The organism is Streptomyces sp. NPDC029292, from assembly GCF_055569295.1.
Genome location: NZ_JBVHXR010000001.1, coordinates 670,258 through 688,617, shown reverse-complemented (window position 1 = coordinate 688,617; position 18,360 = coordinate 670,258). Strand labels below are relative to the sequence as shown.

General features: G+C 69.9%; 13 protein-coding genes. 4 read left to right on the top strand and 9 right to left on the bottom strand.

The window, feature by feature from the left end; all coding sequences use genetic code 11:
• Positions 1-31 precede the first annotated feature (31 nt).
• Positions 32-1,846: a bifunctional sugar phosphate isomerase/epimerase/4-hydroxyphenylpyruvate dioxygenase family protein gene (locus ACZ4WS_RS03155; protein WP_467976605.1), complete on the top strand. Its 1,815-nt coding sequence runs from the start codon at positions 32-34 to the stop codon at positions 1,844-1,846.
• Positions 1,847-1,857: 11 nt separating this feature from the next.
• Here the strand turns inward: ACZ4WS_RS03155 and ACZ4WS_RS03150 are convergent, their stop codons facing one another.
• Positions 1,858-4,476: a glycoside hydrolase family 31 protein gene (locus tag ACZ4WS_RS03150; protein WP_467976603.1), complete on the bottom strand. Its 2,619-nt coding sequence runs from the start codon at positions 4,474-4,476 to the stop codon at positions 1,858-1,860.
• A gap of 497 nt (positions 4,477-4,973) precedes the next feature.
• On the opposite strand from ACZ4WS_RS03150, the gene ACZ4WS_RS03145 reads away from it, so the two are divergent.
• Together ACZ4WS_RS03145 and ACZ4WS_RS03140 are read left to right on the top strand one after the other, a co-directional pair.
• On the top strand, positions 4,974-6,458 hold the full coding sequence (locus ACZ4WS_RS03145; RefSeq protein ID WP_467976601.1) for an APC family permease: 1,485 nt from the start codon (positions 4,974-4,976) through the stop codon (positions 6,456-6,458).
• A 10-nt stretch (positions 6,459-6,468) separates the two neighbouring features.
• Positions 6,469-7,431 (top strand): hypothetical protein, encoded by a 963-nt coding sequence (locus ACZ4WS_RS03140; RefSeq protein ID WP_467976599.1) that lies wholly within the window; start codon positions 6,469-6,471, stop codon positions 7,429-7,431.
• Between the two features lie 53 nt (positions 7,432-7,484).
• Here the strand turns inward: ACZ4WS_RS03140 and ACZ4WS_RS03135 are convergent, their stop codons facing one another.
• Positions 7,485-7,823 (bottom strand): hypothetical protein, encoded by a 339-nt coding sequence (locus ACZ4WS_RS03135; protein ID WP_467976597.1) that lies wholly within the window; start codon positions 7,821-7,823, stop codon positions 7,485-7,487.
• 139 nt (positions 7,824-7,962) lie between these two features.
• Here ACZ4WS_RS03135 and ACZ4WS_RS03130 point away from each other — a divergent pair, with 139 nt between their 5' ends.
• Complete coding sequence (locus ACZ4WS_RS03130; RefSeq protein WP_467976595.1) at positions 7,963-9,246, top strand: lipase family protein; 1,284 nt, start codon at positions 7,963-7,965, stop codon at positions 9,244-9,246.
• A gap of 18 nt (positions 9,247-9,264) precedes the next feature.
• On the opposite strand, the gene ACZ4WS_RS03125 is transcribed toward ACZ4WS_RS03130, so the two are convergent.
• The 7 genes from ACZ4WS_RS03125 to tkt are packed head-to-tail and all read right to left on the bottom strand — an operon-like array spanning position 9,265 to position 18,302.
• A complete protein-coding gene (locus tag ACZ4WS_RS03125) occupies positions 9,265-9,870 on the bottom strand; it encodes a histidine phosphatase family protein (RefSeq protein ID WP_467976593.1) in 606 nt (201 codons plus the stop codon).
• A 5-nt stretch (positions 9,871-9,875) separates the two neighbouring features.
• A complete protein-coding gene (gene gnd, locus ACZ4WS_RS03120) occupies positions 9,876-10,754 on the bottom strand; it encodes a phosphogluconate dehydrogenase (NAD(+)-dependent, decarboxylating) (protein WP_467976592.1) in 879 nt (292 codons plus the stop codon).
• A gap of 6 nt (positions 10,755-10,760) precedes the next feature.
• On the bottom strand, positions 10,761-12,446 hold the full coding sequence (gene pgi / locus ACZ4WS_RS03115; protein ID WP_467976590.1) for a glucose-6-phosphate isomerase: 1,686 nt from the start codon (positions 12,444-12,446) through the stop codon (positions 10,761-10,763).
• Positions 12,439-13,374, bottom strand: a complete 936-nt coding sequence (gene opcA / locus ACZ4WS_RS03110) for a glucose-6-phosphate dehydrogenase assembly protein OpcA (RefSeq protein WP_467976588.1) — start codon at positions 13,372-13,374, stop codon at positions 12,439-12,441. The genes pgi and opcA overlap by 8 nt, the downstream gene beginning before the upstream one ends.
• Positions 13,371-15,023 carry a glucose-6-phosphate dehydrogenase gene (gene zwf / locus ACZ4WS_RS03105; RefSeq protein WP_467976586.1) on the bottom strand — a complete coding sequence of 551 codons (1,653 nt, stop codon included), beginning with the start codon at positions 15,021-15,023 and terminating at the stop codon, positions 13,371-13,373. Before zwf ends, opcA begins: the two co-directional genes overlap by 4 nt.
• A complete protein-coding gene (gene tal / locus ACZ4WS_RS03100) occupies positions 15,020-16,189 on the bottom strand; it encodes a transaldolase (RefSeq protein WP_467976584.1) in 1,170 nt (389 codons plus the stop codon). Before tal ends, zwf begins: the two co-directional genes overlap by 4 nt.
• Before the next feature lie 19 nt (positions 16,190-16,208).
• Positions 16,209-18,302: a transketolase gene (gene tkt, locus ACZ4WS_RS03095; RefSeq protein ID WP_467976582.1), complete on the bottom strand. Its 2,094-nt coding sequence runs from the start codon at positions 18,300-18,302 to the stop codon at positions 16,209-16,211.
• Between the last annotated feature and the right edge of the window lie 58 nt (positions 18,303-18,360).

Below are 18,360 nucleotides of genomic sequence, written 5' to 3'. Positions count from 1 at the left end.
CCGCCTTCCCCCGGCATCGAAGGAGCACCCCGTGCGTACGTCCATCGCCACCGTCTCGCTCAGCGGATCCCTGACCGAGAAGCTCACGGCCGCGGCCCGCGCGGGCTTCGACGGCGTCGAGATCTTCGAGAACGACCTGCTCGCCAGCCCCCTCACCCCCGAGGAGATCCGGGCCCGCACCGCCGACCTCGGGCTGAGTATCGACCTGTACCAGCCGATGCGCGACATCGAGGCCGTGCCCGAGGACGAGTTCGCCCGCAATCTGCGCCGGGCCCGCCACAAGTTCGAGCTCATGCGCCGCTTGGGCGCCGACACCGTCCTGGTGTGCTCCAGCGTCTCGCCGCTCGCCGTCGACGACGACGCGCTGGCGGCCGGTCAGCTGCGCCGACTGGCCGGACTGGCAGAGGACTTCGGCATCCGGGTGGCCTACGAGGCGCTCGCCTGGGGGCGCCATGTGAGCACGTACGACCACGCCTGGAGCATCGTCGAGGCCGCGGACCACCCCTCCCTCGGGACCTGCCTGGACAGCTTCCACATCCTCGCCCGCGGCTCCGACCCCAAGGGCATCGAGGACATCCCCGGCGAGAAGATCTTCTTCCTGCAACTGGCCGACGCCCCGCTGATGGCGATGGACGTGCTCCAGTGGAGCCGCCACTACCGCTGCTTCCCGGGCCAGGGTGGCTTCGACATCGCCGGGCTGCTCGGGCATGTGGTGCGCGCCGGATACCAGGGCCCCCTCTCCCTCGAGGTCTTCAATGACGTCTTCCGGCAGGCCGAGGCGGGGCCGACCGCCGTCGACGCCCGCCGCTCCCTGCTCGTACTCCAGGAAGCGACCGGCCTTGTCCTCAAGGAGGCGACCGGGCTCGCCACACCGCCCGCGCCCGTGGTGCCGACCGGCGTCGCCTTCGCCGAACTCGTCACCCCCGACGTCGCCCCCGTCGCCGCGCTCCTCGGCGCCCTCGGCTTCACCCGCACGGCCCGGCACCGCAGCAAGCCGGTCGACCTCTGGCAGCAGGGCGAGGCCCGCGTCCTGGTCAACACGGGACCGGCCGCCCGGCGCGACGGCACCGCGCTCGCCGCCGTCGGACTGGAGTCACCCGACCCGGCCGCCGCGGCCCGGCGCGCCGAGTCCCTGCTCGCCCCCGTCCTGCCGCGCCGCCGCGCTCTCCAGGACGCGCCCCTCGACGCGGTGGCCGCCCCCGACGGCACCGAACTGTTCTTCTGCGCCACCGACCGCCCCGAACACCCCAGCTGGAAGAGCGACTTCGAGCCGGTCGAGCACGAGTGGGCCGCGCAGCGGGTGTCCCGCATCGACCACCTCGCGCTCACCCAGCCCTGGCACCAGTTCGACGAGGCGGCCCTCTTCCACCGCAGCGTGCTCGGGCTGAGCGCGCAGGAAAGCGTTGACGTCGCCGACCCGTACGGCCTGCACCGCAGCCGGGCCGTCACCAACGCCGACGGCAGCGTCCGCATCGCCCTCGGAGTGGGCCCCGCCCCCACCGACGACGACGCCCGCGCCCAGCACATCGCGCTCGCCACCGACGACGTGGTCACCGCGGCCCGCCACTTCCGCGAGGCCGGCGGCCACCTGCTGCCGGTGCCCGCCAACTACTACGACGACCTGGCCGCCCGCTACGAGTTCGCCGACGGCGAGCTGGAGACGTACCGCGAACTCGGCATCCTCTACGACCGCGACAAGAACGGCGCGTTCCGTCACTGCTACACGCAGACCGTCGGCCGCGTCTTCTTCGAACTCGTCCAGCGCGACGGCGGCTACCGCGGCTATGGCGCGCAGAACGCCCCGGTGCGCCTCGCCGCGCAGCACGCGGTGCGACCGGGGCGTTGAGCCGCGCGAGGTTACCGCACGAGTCGCACGGAGAACGCCCGGTCCAGGGTGAGGCCGGGGGTCTCGACCGTCGTCACCGCGGTGTCCGGGTCGTAGGACCAGGAACTCCTCGGCAGCGGGCGCCCGTTCAGGAGTACCTGCCGGGGAGCCGACTCGCCGTGCACGGTGAAGCGGTACGAGCGTGACGCGGGCTTGTCCTGATAACTGCCCCTGCTCGCACCCACCTTGACCTCGGTCGCGCCCGAACGCGCGCTGACCGTCACCCGCTGGGTCGCCGAAGCGCCCTGCGTGAAGTGCCGGGTCACGCCGTCGTCCTCGTACAGCGTGTAGTCGCTGTCGCCCTTCGGGTACAGGTCCCAGTCCAGCTCGTGCCGGTCACGGGTCTGCCAACTGGTCGTTCCCTTGGGCCACATGGGGACGATCGCGCCGCTCTTCACGAAGAGGGGGAGGGTGTCGAGCGGCGCGTGGTAGCCGTTCACCGTCGTCGGGCCCTGGTAGGTGCGGCCCGTCCAGTAGTCGGTCCAGGTGCCCTTGGGGAGGTAGATGCCGTCGCGGGTGTCGGAGTCCTCGTAGACCGGGGCGACGAGGAAATCCGGGCCGACGAGGAACTCGTACGTGGCGTTCGCGCCCAAGGTGCTCAGGTCGTCCGGATACTCCAGCCACAGCGGGCGTACGGCGCCCACGCCCGTCTTCGTCGCCTCGGCGGACAGCGTGTACATGTACGGGAGCAGGCGCTCCTTGAGCTGGAGGTACTTGCGGTTGATGGAGGTGTACGGCTCGCCGTCCAGCCAGGGCTGCTGGTCGGCGGGCTTGCCCGTGGTGACGTCGGAGGCCCAGCCGTCCATGGTCATGATGGCGGGCAGGAACGCCTTCCACTGGAGGTCGCGGGCGTACATCTTGGGGTCGTGGCGGTAGATGGAACCCACGTCACCGGTGTTGTAGGCGATGCCGGACATGGTGGCTCCGGCGTACGTCGGGATCTGCCAGCGGATGTAGTCCCAGGACAGCTTCTGGTCGCCGCTCCACAGGACGCCGCAGCGCTGGGCACCCGCCCACGACACCGGGAGCCAGACGAAGCCCCGGGCGTCGCTGTTCTCCTCGATGCCCGACTTGGCCTTGTCGCAGGCGTCGAGCGCGAAGCCGTAGCCGTTGCCCACCCAGGCCACGTCCAGCTTGGCCACGCGCTGGCCCGCCTTCACCTGGTCGGCGAGCTTGTCGATGCCGTCCTGGGTCCACAGGCCGAGCTGGGCGTTGTGGTCCTGAAGGCCCTTCGCGGTCTCGGCGAGGTTCTCGTAACCGCAGCCGTAGCCGTCGTTGACGAGCATCCAGCCCAGCGGCATGTCGTGCTCGGTGTACCCGTCGGCGATCTTCAGCGCGTCGAGGGTGTGCCGTTCGCCGCGGTTGGCGTTGTGCAGGTAGCAGTCGGAGTCGCCCGGTTCGAGCCCGTACACCGGCGGCATGAACGGCTTGCCCACCAGCGCGGTGTACTTGCCGATCACCTTCTTCGCGTCACCGATGAAGTAGTAGGCGTCCAGCCGGCGTTCCTGCTGCCCGGTGCGCACCGGTGAGCCGAAGTCGTAGACGCCCGGCGCGAAGGTGTTGCGGAAGACGCCGTAGCCCGCGCTGGAGAGGTAGAAGGGCTGCGAGTTGTTGTACCCGCCCTCGTTCCAGTTGAAGTTGTTGGCCACATACATCGTCTGATCTCTGTGCGCGAAGCTGCCGTTCTGCTCGCCGCCGCCGAAGAACTGCTCGTCCGCGCCGCGCTCCAGGCTCTGCCGCATCCCGCTGGTGGACCAGCGCAGCGGCTTGTCCTCCTGCCAGATGGGGGTGCGGTTGTCGGCCTGGTAGAGGCCGAAGCGCAGCGGCTTCTTGTAGACGCGCAGGACGGCGTCGGGGGAGCGGATGCCGTAGTACGCGCCCGCGTCGAAGGAGGTGGTGTGCTTCTGGAGGGCGGGCCGCTCGCGCACGATGGCCGTGCCCGCCGGGTCGGTGAGCGAACCGGACGGGTCGGCCTGAAGGCGCAGTTGCCCACCCGTCAGGAAGTCGGCCTTCGCCTTGAGTTCTCCGGCCGCGATGGTGTAGCTGCCGTCGCCGCCGCTGAAGGCGGTCAGGTCGCCCGCGTCCGTCGTCTCCGGGAGATACGCCTTCCCGGTGTAGGAGTTGTCGTGCACGTCGTACGGCACGACCAGCACGTGGTACGTCCCCGACGCGTTCGGGATCACCGTCGCCTCGGGGTCGGCGGTGCCCGCGCTGGAGGCGACCTGCTTGCCCGTGGCGTCGTAGATGTACAGGTCGAAGTCGTCGGTGGGCTTCTGCCACTGGATCGAGATCGGTACGCCGCCCTCGGGGTTGTCGGCCCAGTACCCGTCCGGGACCGAGACGTTCACGTCGAAGCGGTCGCAGACCTTGCTGTCCGGGTCGTCGGCGGCGGACGGACAGCTCTCGGTGCCGCCCAGCGTGCCCTTGGCGTAGACGGGGCTCTGCCAGGTGACGCTCTGGTGGGTGTCGTCGAGGACGGCGCTCGCCGGGGTCGCCGCGAGCGCGGGCCGCGCCGGGGCGCTCAGCACGGTGACGGCCAGGGCGGTGGCGAGCCCCGCCATGGCCCAGGAACGGTGTCGGAGTCTTCGCACGGTACGCATCTCCACTCAAACCGGCAGTGTGGTGTTTGCAGGTGCTTGAAACGGCGTCTGATCGTGCATGTTCAAGCAGAGAGGGTGGCCGTTCGTGCAGGTTCATGTCAATGAATCTCGGCGGAAAGCAGCTCGACAACCGCGCGCACTCGGCTCTCAGCCATGGGCGTACCGGCTCAACAGGCAGCCACCGCACAGGAGTTCACCGCGTTGCCCTGCCGAACCGTCGCCGAGCCAGGCCCCGCCTCATCGACTGTGTCGTCCCACCGCTCGCCCGAAGGCCGCACCAGCGCGCGAAAAATGGCGGCTCACCAGGCGCAAATTAACCGCCGGTTGACGTTGAAAGCGCAACTCCCGCCGCTATCATCACACCACCTGCGGAGCGACCGTCTACCGATGGCGGCGGCTGTACGGCGTTTCGACCCTCACACCCCCCGCTACACACCTCGCCGGGCCTGCCCGCCCGCGCGTCGTGCAGGACGGAAAGCAGCGCAACCATGAGCAACAACAGGGGCAGAGGGCTTCAGGCCAATGCTCTCGGTACGTTCGACACGGTCGTCATGGCGGTCGCGGGCAGTGCTCCCGCGTACTCCCTCGCGGCGACCACCGCGGTCCTCGTCGCCGCGGTGGGCCTGGCCAGCCCCGCGGCGCTGCTGTACTGCGCGATACCCATGCTGGGCATCGCGCTGGCGTTCAGCTACCTCGGCCGGATCGACGTCAACGCGGGCGCCAGCTACTCCTGGGTCGGCCGCACGCTCCACCCCTTCCTCGGCTTCATCAGCGGCTGGGCCCTGGTCATCTCCGCGACCATCTTCATGGTCGCCGGTTCGCTGCCCGCGGGCTCGATGACGCTCGCCCTCTTCGACGAAGGGCTCGCGGACAACACGGCCCTGTCCACCGCGGTCGGCGCGGGCTGGTTCCTGGTCATGCTGCTGGTGGTGCTCGGCGGCGCCCGGCTCACCGTCCGCGCGCAGCTCGTCATGTCCGGTGTGGAACTGGCCATCCTGGGCGTCTTCGCGATCGGCGCGCTGTTCCACAGCGGCAACGCCCGGTCCTTCGAGTGGTCCTGGCTCGGCTTCAGCCACTTCGACGGCGTGAGCGGGTTCGCCTCCGGCGCGCTCATCGCCGCCTTCTACTACTGGGGCTGGGACGTCACCAGCAACCTCAGCGAGGAGACCCGCGACAGCCGCCGCACCACGGGCCTCGCGGGCCTGATCGGCGTGGGCATCGTCTTCCTGCTCTTCGAGGTGTTCACCATCGCGGTGAACGTCATCCTCAGCGACAAGCAGATCCAGGACAACGACGCCAACGTCCTGGGCGTGCTGGGCGAGGAGATCTGGCCCGGCTGGGGCGGCAAGCTGCTCATCGTCGCCGTGATGCTGTCCACCATCGCCACCCTGGAGACCACGCTCATCCAGGTCACCCGCTCGCTGTTCGCCATGGGCCGCGACCGTACGATGCCGACCGCGCTCGGCCGGGTGCACCGCAAGTGGAACACCCCGTGGGTCGCCATCGTCGTGGTCGGCGCGGTGGCCCTGGTGATGTTCGTGACCTCCAACGCCCTCGGCTCGGTCGGCGACATCCTCTCCGACGCCATCGCCGCGATCGGCCTCCAGATCGCCGTCTACTACGGCCTGGCCGGCATCGCGGTCGTCGTCGCCTACCGCAAGATGCTGCTGAAGTCCCCGGGCAACTTCGTCTTCGGCGGGCTGTGGCCGTTCCTCGGCGCCCTGTTCATGTTCTGGATCTTCTTCGAGTCGCTGAGCGACCTCAGCGACGCGTCGATCGCGATCGGCATCGGCGGGATCGCCGTCGGCCTGATCCCGATGCTCTGGTACTGGAAGCAGGGCAGCGACTACTACCGCCCTGCGAAGCTCGATGCCACCCAGGTCGTCGAGACCGACTACATCCCCGACGGCTACGCCGCCGCGGCGGCGACCGAACGGTCCCGCGTCCACGAGGGTCTCCCCACCGACTTCTGAGAGGGACCCGATGGCGGGCGACCGCTTCACCCCCGACTTCGACCCCGACTGCGGGGACGCGCCCCTCACCTCCGCCCGCCAGGACATCGTCATCGGCCGCTGGCAGGGCCTGCGCGAGCTGCTGCGCGCCACCGGCGCCGACTGGTCCGTGCGCAGCCACCGGATACGGCTGCTCGCGCAGGCCTGCGCGGGCAACTCGACGGTCGAGTCCTGGCTGGCCGCCGAACCCCGCAGCGCCGACGCCCTGATGCTGCGGGCCGCGACCGATGTGGCCAGGGCCTTCAACCTGGCCATCGCGGCGGGCCGGGGCGTGCCCATCGACCAGCACCGCGTCGACCGGGCGGTGATGGCCTGCCTCCAGGCCGCCGAGGCGGATCCCGAGGACCCCACGCCCTGGATCTCCCTCATCTCGGTCGCCCGGCTCTATTCCACCGGGGTGCGCCGCCGGGAACTGGGCCGCTGGTGGGACGAGCTGCACGCGCGTGATCCGTACAGCATGGAGGGGCACCTGCAGATCCTGCACTACTACTCGTCGCGCTGGCACGGCACACACGGCCTCATGTACGACTTCGCCCGCGACGCGGCCGGCGTGGCACCGCCCGGCTGCGCGCTGCCCGTCCTGGTGCAGTTCGCCCGCGTCGAGGAGTACCGCTACATCCTCGACGGGGCGATGGGACAGCGGGACGCCGTCGTCGGGCTCGGCCAGCACTGGAACCACGACGCCGCCGTCAGCGACGTACGACGCACCTGGCAGCGCTGGATCACGGCACGCCCGGACGGCCCCGTGACACCCGGGGAGGTGCGCGACCTCAACCACCTGACGCACGCGGCCTGCTACGCCGGACTGCCCGACATCGCCGCCTCGCTCTTCCGCCTGCTGGGCAACCGCGCCACCCGGACTCCCTGGTCCTACACCGGTGACGCGGAGAAGGAGTGGGCGAAGTGGCGCAGGAAGCCGTCACGCGGGAGGTGAGCCTGCTTCCCTCGTCACCTCATCCGTGCCGCGCCCGTGGCATCCCCGGCGTTTCAACCGGCCCAGAGTCCGGTGTGCCGCCGGTGCGCCCCCGTCAGCCCGTTCACGAAGAACCGGTCGTAGTACTCGCCCTCCACATGGTGTGCCTGGAGCCAGATGCCCGGGACGTGGATCGCGTCCGTGTGCGCCGGGAAACGGCGGTGCGTGCGGATGATGTACTCGCAGATGTCCCGGGCGCAGTCGATGACCCGCTCGTCGTACTCGCTGGCCTCGGCGAGACAGCGCTGCCCGTCGTCCTCCTCGTAGATCCGCGCGAAGACGTCCTTGTCGGAGTACGTGCCGCCGGTGCCGAACTTGGCGGCGATGAGCGCGTCCACGGCGTCCGACAACACGCCCCCGCGAACGTCTCAGCTCCCCAACAGCCCCACGGGAGCCCCACCGGGTTGGCCGGGGAACGACGGCTTCTCGGTTGACGGGTCCGGGCCGCGGTGGTGTGCTCACCACCCGCGGACGATCCGGGGAGGTCCGATCATGCGGGACACCTACGTCAAGGGGCCCAGCTTCGCCGAGCTGCGGCCGTGCAAGCCGGACAGTGAGCCGAATGGCTTCCCGGTCTACCCCGACCTGGTGGAACGCCTGGTGGAGGACAAGGCGCAGCCCGATCCCGACGGGATCATTCCGCACGCGCTGGCGACCTGCGCGGCCTACTCCTACGCCGGATTCGCCCAGCAGGGCGACCCGGAGACCGTCGCCATGATCATGGCGCGGCTCGGCCTGGAAGAGAACAACTGCCGGGTGTTCGAGCAGCGCGTGGACGCGATGTACATCGCCTCGGCCGCGTATCTGGTCCAGGACAAGGACCGCAGGGTCGCGATCCTCTGCTACCGGGGCACCCAGCCCGAGGACATCATCAGCATCCTCACCGACGCCGACGTACGGCCCGAGATGCTCTCCGTGGAACTGGAGGGACGACGCTACGAGGTCCACGCGGGCTTCTACCGCAACATCCGCGCCACCCGCCACCTGATCATCGAGGCCCTGGAGCGCGCCCTGCGCGGCGAGTCGGTGATCCCCGGCGAGGAGGGCACCCGGGGCGGCGGCCTGGAGGCGCTGTACATCACCGGTCACAGCCTCGGCGGCGCGATGGCCGCACTGATGGGCGTCGTACTGGCCCACGAGCCCCGCTACCGGCGCATCGCGGAGAAGCTGAAGGCCGTCTACACCTTCGGGCAGCCCATGGTCGGCGGCCCCGACTTCGCCGAGGCCTGCGCAGACTCGATCGGCCCCCATGGTGTGCATCTGCTGCGCGACCGGCTGATCCGCTACATCTTCGATCGCGATGTCGTTCCGGCGCTGCCGCCCCGGCCGGTCGGCCCTTACGCGCCGTTCGGCCGGGAGTTCCACTACCGCAGGCCGCGCGCGCCGATGGACGCGGCGCTCACCTTCGCGGCCGACTCGGCGATCGAGGCGGTCTCGCTGCCGGGCGACATGCTGCGCACCATGGCGAGCCGGCCGCTGGCGGGCTGGGGCGAAGTGGGCGTCCGCGTCACCGAGTCGGTGCGGCGGTCGCTGCGTCCGCTGCTGCGCGCACGCGAGGACGGCTGGAGCGAGAACACCGAACCGGGCCTGCACTACCCGCAGATGGACAGCCTCGCGGGCCTCGCCGTGGTGGCACCCCTCGCCTTCTTCGCCACCCGGCTCGCGCTGACCCGCACCATCCCCTTCAAGTACTCCTTCGACGACCACGGCCCCGGCCACTACGTCAACGCACTCGCTCCACCCGGGGTGTTGAGCGAGTTCGGAGACGTGCTGTAGCCGGGGCCGACGTGCGCTCTAGTGGAAGGCCGCGGAGGATCCCGTGGCGTTCCACTCGGCGATCACGGGCCGTCCGTGCTCGGTGGAGAGCCGGCTCACCGTCCCCGTCGCGAGCTGGAACAGCCGCCCGTCCGCGGCGGGAAGCCCGAGACGGCGCGCCGTGAGCACGCGCAGGAAGTGCGCGTGCGCCACGAGGATCACGTCGCCACTGCCGAGCGCCGACTCGATGCGGGCCAGCACGCGGTCGGCGCGCTGTCCCACCTCCGTCGGAGACTCGCCCGGATGCCCGGCCGGACCGGGCGGCACCCCGTCGTTCCACAGATACCAGTCGGGCCGGGAGCGGTGTATCTCGACGGTCGTGACACCTTCGTACGCGCCGTAGTCCCACTCGTGCAGATCGGGATCGGGTACGGCCCCGTACAGGCCCGCGAGTTCGGCGGTACGGATCGCGCGGCCGAGCGGGCTGGTGAGCGCGAGGGCGAAGGTCCGTCCGGCGAGCAGCGGGGCGAGGGACTTGGCCTGTTCCTCGCCGTGCTGGGTGAGGGGCAGGTCGGTCCAGCTGGTGTGCTGTCCCGACACGCTCCATTCGGTTTCGCCGTGGCGGACCAACAGGAGGTCGCCCATGGCCGTTACTTCGCGGACTCGACGGCGTGGCCGCCGAACTGGTTGCGCAGCGCCGCGATCATCTTCATCTGCGGTGAGTCGTCCTGGCGGGAGGCGAACCGCGCGAACAGCGACGCGGTGATCGCGGGCAGCGGCACCGCGTTGTCGATGGCCGCCTCGACGGTCCAGCGGCCCTCGCCGGAGTCGTCCGCGCGTCCGCGCAGCTTGTCCAGGTGCTCGTCGTCGTCCAGGGCGTTGACGGCGAGGTCCAGGAGCCAGGAGCGGATGACCGTGCCCTCCTGCCAGGAGCGGAAGACCTCGCGCACGTCGGTGACGGAGTCGACCTTCTCCAGGAGCTCCCAGCCCTCGGCGTAGGCCTGCATCATGGCGTACTCGATGCCGTTGTGGACCATCTTCGAGAAGTGCCCGGCGCCGACCTTGCCCGCATGGACGAAGCCGAAGTCGCCCTCGGGCTTGAGCGCGTCGAAGACCGGCTGGACCTTCGCGATGTGCTCGGCGTCGCCGCCGACCATGAGGGCGTAGCCGTTCTGCAGGCCCCACACGCCGCCCGAGACGCCCGCGTCGACGAAGCCGATGCCCTTGGCCGCCAGTTCCTCGGCGTGCTTCTCGTCGTCCGTCCAGCGGGAGTTGCCGCCGTCGACGACGGTGTCGCCGGGCTCCAGCAGGTCGCCGAGTTCGTCGATGACGGACTGGGTGGGGGCGCCCGCGGGCACCATCACCCAGACCACACGCGGGCCTTCGAGCTTGCCGACGAGTTCGGCGAGGCTGTTCACGTCGGCGAGGTCCGGGTTGCGGTCGTAGCCGACGACGGTGTGGCCCGCGCGGCGTATGCGCTCGCGCATGTTGCCGCCCATCTTGCCGAGGCCGATGAGTCCGAGCTGCATATCAGTTCACTTCTTCCGGAGAGTGCGGTAGGCGGCCACGAGGGCGGTGGTGGAGGGGTCGAGACCGGGTACGTCCGCGCCTTGAGTGAGCGCGGGCTCGACGCGCTTGGCGAGCACCTTGCCGAGCTCGACGCCCCACTGGTCGAAGGAGTCGATGTTCCAGATCGCGCCCTGGACGAACACCTTGTGCTCGTACAGGGCGATCAGCTGGCCGAGCACGGAGGGCGTGAGCTCGCTCGCCAGGATCGTGGTCGTCGGGTGGTTGCCCTTGAACGTCTTGTGCGGCACCAGCTCCTCGGGCACCCCCTCGGCGCGCACCTCGTCCGGCGTCTTGCCGAAGGCCAGCGCCTGCGTCTGCGCGAAGAAGTTCGCCATCAACAGGTCGTGCTGGGCCTTGAGTTCGTCACTCAGTTCGTCGACCGGGTTGACGAAGCCGATGAAGTCGGCCGGGATCAACTTCGTGCCCTGGTGGATGAGCTGGTAGTAGGCGTGCTGCCCGTTGGTGCCGGGCGTGCCCCACACCACCGGCCCGGTCTGCCACTCCACGGGATGCCCGTCCCGGTCCACCGACTTGCCGTTGGACTCCATGTCCAGCTGCTGCAAGTACGCGGTGAACTTGGACAGGTAGTGCGAGTACGGCAGCACGGCGTGCGACTGGGCGTCGAAGAAGTTGCCGTACCAGACGCCCAACAGGCCCAGCAGCAACGGCGCGTTGGCCTCGGCGGGCGCCGTGCGGAAGTGCTCGTCGACGAGATGGAACCCGTCCAGCATCTCGCGGAACCGGTCCGGACCGATGGCGATCATCAGCGACAGACCGATCGCCGAGTCGTACGAGTAGCGTCCGCCGACCCAGTCCCAGAACTCGAACATGTTGGCCGTGTCGATGCCGAAGTCCGACACCTTCCCGGCGTTCGTCGACAGCGCCACGAAGTGCTTGGCGACCGCCTTCTCTCCCCCACTCCCGACTTCGCTCGAGCGGGAGGTGCCCCCATCCTCGAGCCCCGCCAGCAGCCAGGAACGCGCCGAGGTGGCGTTGGTGATGGTCTCGATGGTGGTGAAGGTCTTGGACGCGACGATGAACAGCGTCTCGGCCGGGTCGAGGCCGTGGACGGCTTCGTGCAGGTCGGCGCCGTCGACGTTGGACACGAACCGGACGGTCAGGGAACGGTCGGTGAAGGCCCGCAGTGCCTCGTACGCCATCGCCGGACCGAGGTCCGAGCCGCCGATGCCGATGTTGACGACGTTCTTGATGCGCTTGCCGGTGTGGCCGGTCCACTCGCCCGAGCGGACCCGGCCCGCGAAGTCGGCCATCTTGTCGAGCACGGCGTGCACGGCCGGGACGACGTTCTCCCCGTCCACCTCGATCACGGCGTCCCGCGGGGCGCGCAGCGCGGTGTGCAGCACCGCGCGGTCCTCGGTGACGTTGATCCGCTCGCCGCGGAACATCGCGTCCCGCAGCCCGAACACGTCGGTGGCGGTGGCCAGTTCCTGGAGCAGGGCGAGGGTCTCGTCCGTGATCAGATGCTTGGAGTAGTCGATGAGCAGGTCACCGACCCGTACGACATAACGCTCCGCACGAGCGGGGTCGGCGGCGAACAGCTCACGCAACCGCGGGTGCAGCAGCCCGCCCGCGCGGTGGTCCTCAAGGGCCACCCACTCCGGGCGCCGCGTGAGCTTGGGGGAGTCAGACATGACCGGGGGTCTCCTTGGTGCCCTCGCCCCGCAGGGCGATGGCGTACATCTCGTCCGCGTCGAGGCGCCGCAGCTCCTCGGCGATCAGTTCGGAAGTGGAGCGCACCTTCAGTGCGAGGGTGCGGGAGGGCTGGCCGGGCAGGGACAGCGTGGCCAGCGGGCCCTCGGGGCGGTCGATGACGATCTCGCCGTTCTCGGTGCCGAGCCGTACGGCCGTCACGACCGGACCGGCGGTGACGACACGTTCGACCGGGACCTCGAGCCGGGCTTCGAGCCAACGGGCCAGCAGCTCGGCGCTCGGGTTCTCGGCCTCGCTCTCGACGGCCGCCGAGATCACCTTCGTACGGGCCTGGTCGAGCGCGGCGGCCAGCATCGAACGCCACGGCGTCAGCCGGGTCCACGCCAGGTCGGTGTCGCCGGGCGCGTACGAGGCGGCGCGGGCGTCCAGTGCCTGCAGCGGGGTCTCGACGGCGTACATGTCGGTGATCCGGCGCTGCGCGAGGGCGCCCAGCGGGTCCTTGGCCGGGACGTCGGGCGCGTCCACCGGCCACCAGACGACGACCGGCGCGTCGGGCAGCAGCAGCGGCAGCACCACGGAGTCGGCGTGGTCGGACACCTCGCCGTACGTCCGCAGCACGACCGTCTCACCGGTGCCCGCGTCCGAGCCGACGCGCACCTCCGCGTCCAGGCGGGAGTGCGTGCGGTCGCGCGGGGTGCGGGCGACCCGCTTGATGACGACCAGGGTGCGCGAGGGGTGCTCGCGCGAGGCCTCCTCGGCCGCCTTGATCGAGTCGTACGCGTTCTCCTCGTCGGTCACGATGACCATCGTCAGGACCATGCCCACGGCGGGAGTGCCGATGGCCCGGCGCCCCTGCACGAGCGCCTTGTTGATCTTGCTTGCCGTGGTGTCGGTCAGGTCGATCTTCATGGCCTGCGCCAGCTCCGTCCGTCTCGTGCGAGCATCTCGTCGGCTTCCTTCGGACCCCAGCTGCCCGAGGGATACTGCGCCGGCTTGCCGTGCGTGTCCCAGTACCCCTCGATCGGGTCGAGGATCTTCCAGGACTCTTCCACCTCCTGGTGACGGGGGAAGAGATTGGCGTCGCCGAGCAGGACATCCAGGATCAGTCGTTCGTACGCCTCCGGGCTGGACTGGGTGAACGACTCGCCGTACGCGAAGTCCATGGTGACGTCCCGGATCTCCATCGACGTACCCGGGACCTTGGATCCGAAGCGCACCGTCATGCCCTCGTCCGGCTGGACGCGGATGACGATCGCGTTCGCGCCGAGCTCCTCGGTGGCCGTCGAGTCGAACGGGGAGTGGGGGGCGCGCTGGAAGACCACCGCGATTTCCGTCACCCGTCGGCCCAGGCGCTTGCCGGTGCGCAGGTAGAAGGGGACTCCGGCCCAACGGCGGTTGTCGACCTCCAGCTTGACGGCCGCGTAGGTGTCGGTCGTCGACTTGGCGTCGATGCCGTCCTCCTGGAGGTAGCCGCGCACCTGCTCGCCGCCCTGCCAGCTCGCCGCGTACTGCCCGCGCACGGTGTGCTCGCCCAGGTTCCCCGGCAGCTTGACCGCCTTGAGGACCTTGAGCTTCTCGGTGAGCAGCGACTCGGCGTCGAAGGCGGCGGGCTCCTCCATGGCGGTCAGCGCCATCAGCTGGAGGAGGTGATTCTGGATCACATCCCGCGCGGAACCGATGCCGTCGTAGTATCCCGCCCGGCCGCCGATGCCGATGTCCTCGGCCATCGTGATCTGGACGTGGTCGACGTACGACCGGTTCCAGATGGGTTCGTACATCTGGTTGGCGAAGCGCAGCGCCAGGATGTTCTGGACGGTCTCCTTGCCGAGGTAGTGGTCGATGCGGAACACCTGGTCCGGGTCGAACACCTCGTGCACGATCGCGTTCAGCTCACGCGCGCTCGCCAGGTCGTGGCCGAACGGCTTCTCGATGACCGCGCGCCGCCAGGAACCCTCCGGAGCGTCCGCGAGCCCGTGCTTCTTGAGCTGCTGGACGACCTTCGGGAAGAACTTCGGCGGTACGGAGAGGTAGAAGGCGTAGTTGCCGCTGGTGCCCCGGGAGGAGTCCAACTCGTCGACCGCCGCGCGCAGTTGCTTGAACGCCGAGTCGTCGTCGAAGTCGCCCGGGATGAACCGCATGCCCTCGGCGAGCTGCTGCCAGACCTCCTCGCGGAACTCCGTACGGGAGTGCTCGCGCACCGAGTCGTGGACGACCTCCGCGAAGTCCTGGTCCTCCCACTCGCGGCGGGCGAACCCGAGGAGCGAGAAGCCCGGCGGGAGCAGACCCCGGTTGGCGAGGTCGTAGACGGCGGGCATCAGCTTCTTGCGGGACAGGTCGCCGGTGACGCCGAAGATGACGAGGCCGGACGGGCCCGCGATCCGGGGGAGCCGGCGGTCGCGGGGGTCGCGCAGCGGGTTGTCCCAGCCGGCGGCCGGGAGGCCCAGCGCCTCGGCAAGTGCCCGCGGCGTCACGTCGCCCGGTTCCACGGCCGCGTCACCGGATCCCTCCGCCGCGGCGGACGCAACCTGCGCGGGGCTGTCGGGAAGTTCCTCACTCATTCCCCCTCAACTCCCTTGCTGCTGAGCGAGGTCGCCACAGCATCGAGCAGATCGCCCCAGGCCGCCTCGAACTTCGAGACACCCTCGTCCTCCAGCTGCTTGACGACCTCGTCGTAGGAGACCCCGAGCCGCTCGACGGCCTCCAGATCGGCGCGCGCCTGGGCGTAGCCGCCGGTCACCGCGTCGCCGTGGATGTCGCCGTGGTCGGCGGTGGCGTTGAGGGTGGCCTCCGGCATGGTGTTGACCGTGCCCGGCGCGACCAGCTCGTCGACGTACAGGGTGTCCTTGTACGCGGGGTCCTTGACGCCGGTCGAGGCCCACAGCGGACGCTGCTTGTTGGCCTGCGCCTTGTCGAGGGCGGCCCAGCGGTCGGAGGGCTGTGTCGAATGGTCGCCAGAGGCGAACACCTCCTCGTACGCCTCGTAGGCGAGCCGCGCATTGGCGAGCGCCGCCTTGCCCTTCAGGGCCAGCGCCTCGTCCGTACCGACCTTCGCGAGCCGCTTGTCGATCTCGCTGTCGACGCGGGAGACGAAGAAGGAGGCGACGGAGTGGATCGTGACGAGGTCGATGCCCGCGGCCTGGGCCTTCTCCAGACCGGCCAGGTAGGCGTCCATGACCTCGCGGTAGCGCTCCAGCGAGAAGATCAGCGTGACGTTGACGCTGATGCCGAGGCCGATGACCTCGGTGATCGCGGGGAGACCGGCCTTCGTCGCCGGAATCTTGATCATCACGTTCGGGCGGTCGACGAGCCAGGAGAGCTGCTTGGCCTCGGCGATCGTGGCGGCGGTGTTGTGGGCCAGGCGCGGGTCGACCTCGATGGAGACCCGGCCGTCGCGGCCGCCGGTCGCGTCGTACACCGGGCGCAGGATGTCGGCGGCGGCGCGGACGTCGGCCGTGGTCATCATGCGGACGGCCTCGTCGACCGTGACGCCGCGCACGGCGAGGTCGGCCAGCTGCTCCTCGTAACCCTCTCCGGAGCCGATCGCGGCCTGGAAGATGGAGGGGTTGGTGGTGACGCCCACCACGTGCTTGGTCTCGATGAGTTCGGCGAGGTTGCCGGAGGTGATCCGCTTGCGGGAGAGGTCGTCCAGCCAGATGGAGACGCCTTCGTCGGAGAGGCGCTTCAGGGTTACCGCGGTCGCGGTTGCTTCGGTCACAGTGATCATCTTCCTTCGTGCGGTCGGATCAACCGCGGGCGGCGGCGAGGCCCGTAGTTGAATTAAGTACAGCCCGCGCGGCGGCGGCGACGTTCTCGGCGGTGAAACCGAACTCGGCGAACAGGGTCTTGGCATCGGCGGAGGCGCCGAAGTGCTCGAGCGAAACGATGCGTCCTGCGTCACCGACGTACCGGTACCAGGTCAGGCCGATGCCCGCCTCGACCGCCACGCGGGCCTTCACTGAGGGCGGAAGGACGCTCGCGCGGTACTCCGGGGACTGCTCCTCGAACCACTCGACGGACGGCATCGACACGACACGGGTGCCGACGCCCTCGGCCTCCAGCTGCTCGCGCGCGGCCACGGCGAGCTGGACCTCGGAGCCGGTGGCGACGAGGACGACGTCGGGGGTCTCGGTCGAGGAGTCCTGGAGGACATAACCGCCGCGCGCCGCATCGGCGTTCAGGGGGTACGTCGGCACACCCTGACGGGTGAGCGCCAGACCGTGCGGTGCCGGGTTCGTGGCGTGCCGCTTGAGGATCTCGGCCCAGGCGATCGCGGTCTCGTTGGCGTCCGCCGGGCGGACGATGTTCAGACCGGGGATCGCGCGCAGGGAGGCCAGGTGTTCGACCGGCTGGTGGGTGGGACCGTCCTCGCCGAGGCCGATGGAGTCGTGCGTCCAGACGTACGTCACCGGGAGCTGCATCAGCGCGGAGAGGCGTACGGCGTTGCGCATGTAGTCGGAGAAGACCAGGAACGTGCCGCCGTAGATGCGGGTGTTGCCGTGCAGCGCGATGCCGTTCATCTCGGCGGCCATCGAGTGCTCGCGGATACCGAAGTGGACGGTGCGGCCGTACGGGTCGGCCTCCGGCAGCGGGTTGCCCTTCGGGAGGAAGGACGAGGTCTTGTCGATGGTCGTGTTGTTCGAGCCCGCGAGGTCGGCGGAGCCGCCCCACAGCTCGGGGAGCACACCGCCGAGCGCCTGGAGGACCTTGCCGGAGGCGGCGCGGGTCGCGACGGACGTGCCCGCCTCGAAGACCGGCAGCGCGGACTCCCAGCCCTCGGGGAGCTGACCGGCCACGACACGGTCGAAGAGCTTCGCGCGCTCGGGCTGCGCGGTACGCCACTCGCCGATCCGCTTGTCCCAGGCGGCGTGCGCCTCGGCGCCCCGGTCGAGGGCGGCGCGGGCGTGGTCCAGTACGTCGGCGTCGACCTGGAAGGTCTGCTCGGGGTCGAAGCCGAGAAGGCGCTTGGTGGCCGCGATCTCCTCGGCGCCGAGCGCCGAGCCGTGCGAGGCCTCGGTGTTCTGCGCGTTCGGGGCGGGCCAGGCGATGATCGTGCGCATCGCGATGATCGAGGGGCGCTCGGTCTCGGCCTGCGCCGTCTTGAGCGCCGCGTACAGCGCGTGGACGTCGATGTCACCGCCGAGCGAGGGCTCGATCCGCTGGACGTGCCAGCCGTATGCCTCGTACCGCTTGAGGACGTCCTCGGAGAACGCCGTCGCCGTGTCGCCCTCGATGGAGATGTGGTTGTCGTCGTAGACGAAGACGAGGTTGCCGAGCTTCTGGTGGCCGGCGAGGGAGGAGGCCTCGGCGGAGATGCCCTCCTCCAGGTCGCCGTCCGAGACGATCGCCCAGATGGTGTGGTCGAAGGGGGACGCGCCCTCAGGGGCCTCCGGGTCGAAGAGGCCGCGCTCGTAGCGGGCGGCCATCGCCATGCCCACGGCGTTGGCGACACCCTGGCCGAGCGGCCCGGTCGTCGTCTCGACGCCCGCGGTGTGCCCGTACTCGGGGTGACCCGGCGTCTTCGAGCCGTGCGTACGGAACGCCTTCAGGTCGTCCAGCTCCAGCTCGTAGCCGGACAGGAAGAGCTGCGTGTACAGGGTCAGCGAGGTATGGCCGGGGGAGAGGACGAAGCGGTCGCGGCCGGTCCACTCCGGGTCGGCCGGGTCGTGACGCATCACCTTCTGAAAGATCGTGTACGCGGCCGGGGCCAGGCTCATCGCGGTGCCCGGGTGACCGTTCCCGACCTTCTGCACGGCGTCGGCGGCCAGGATACGGGCGGTGTCGACGGCTCGCCGGTCGAGCTCGGTCCATTCGAAGCCGTCAGGGGTCTGCGTACTCATCTTCAAGAAGTCCTCACTGAATGCGCTGTCGCTGGTGGAACGCCTTCAAAACTAAAAG